The 1497-nt window shown below is 33.6% G+C and carries 2 protein-coding genes; both read right to left on the reverse strand.

The features are described from left to right. Window positions 1-838: 838 nt before the first annotated feature. Entirely contained in the window at window positions 839-1045 is a 207-nt protein-coding gene (locus L0U77_RS07215; RefSeq protein ID WP_233900950.1) for a hypothetical protein, read from the reverse strand. A gap of 102 nt (window positions 1046-1147) precedes the next feature. Next, window positions 1148-1497, reverse strand: a 350-nt coding sequence (locus L0U77_RS07220; RefSeq protein ID WP_233900951.1) for a hypothetical protein, incomplete at its 5' end; no start/stop codon positions are given.

The raw sequence follows: 1497 nt of genomic DNA on the forward strand, positions 1-1497 counted from the left end.
TTATCAATCGATGTTTTGATTTACTGGAGCTGTTCCAGTAGCAATGTGAGTGTTTATCAATGAATATTTTGATTTACTGGAGCTGTAAAAGTGAGTGTTTGCCAATGAATGTTTTGATTTACTGGAGCTGTTCCAGTAGCAATGYGAGTRTTTATCAATCGATGTTTTGATTTACTTGATCTGTAAAAGTGAATGTTTACCAATGAATGTTTTGATTTTTGGAGCTGTTCCAGTAGCAATGCGAGTGTTTGCCAATGAATATTTTGATTTATTGGAGCTGTTCCAGTAGCAAWGYGAGTGTTTATCAATCGATGTTTTGATTTACTGGAGCTGTAAAAGTGAGTATTTACCAATGAATGTTTTGATTTACTGGAGCTGTAAAAGTGAGTATTTACCAATGAATATTTTGATTTACTGGAGTTATAAAAGTGAGTATTTACCAATGAATGTTTTGATTTTTGGAGCTGTTCCAGTAGCAAAGTGAGTGTTTATCAATSRATRTTTTGATTTACTGGAGCTGTTCCAGTAGCAATGCGAGTGTTTACCAATGAATRTTTTGATTTACTGGAGCTGTTCCAGTAGCAATGCGAGTATTTATCAATCGATGTTTTGATTTACTTGATCTGTAAAAGTGAGTGTTTGCCAATGAATATTTTGATTTACTGGAGTTATAAAAGTGAGTATTTATCAATCGATGTTTTTATTTACTTGATCTGTAAAAGTGAGTGTTTGCCAATGAATATTTTGATTTACTGGAGTTGTTCCAGTAGCAAWGYGAGTATTTATCAATCGATGTTTTGATTTACTGGAGCTGTTCCAGTAGCAATGCGAGTATTTATCAATCGATGTTTTGATTTACTTGATCTGTAAAAGTGAGTGTTTGCCAATGAATATTTTGATTTACTGGAGTTGTTCCAGTAGCAAAGTGAGTATTTATCAATCGATGTTTTGATTTTTGGAGTTGTTCCAGTAGCAATGCGAGTGTTTGCCAATGAATATTTTGATTTACTGGAGCTGTTCCAGTAGCAAAGTGAGTGTTTATCAATCGATGTTTTGATTTACTGGAGCTGTTCCAGTAGCAAAGTGAGTGTTTATCAATCGATGTTTTGATTTACTGGAGCTGTTCCAGTAGCAATGTGAGTGTTTATCAATGAATATTTTGATTTACTGGAGCTGTAAAAGTGAGTGTTTGCCAATGAATGTTTTGATTTACTGGAGCTGTTCCAGTAGCAATGYGAGTGTTTATCAATGAATATTTTGATTTACTGGAGTTATAAAAGTGAGTATTTACCAATGAATATTTTGATTTACTGGAGCTGTAAAAGTGAATGTTTACCAATGTTTTAAATTTGTCCGTAAAAATACCCTGGTACTTTGCCAATGAATGTTTTGATTTACTGGAGCTGTTCCAGTAGCAAAGTGAGTGTTTACCAATGAATGTTTTGATTTTTGGAGCTGTTCCAGTAGCAATGCGAGTGTTTACCAATGAATATTTTG

Source organism: Tenacibaculum piscium (genome assembly GCF_021390715.1).
Taxonomy (GTDB): Bacteria; Bacteroidota; Bacteroidia; order Flavobacteriales; family Flavobacteriaceae; genus Polaribacter; species Polaribacter piscius.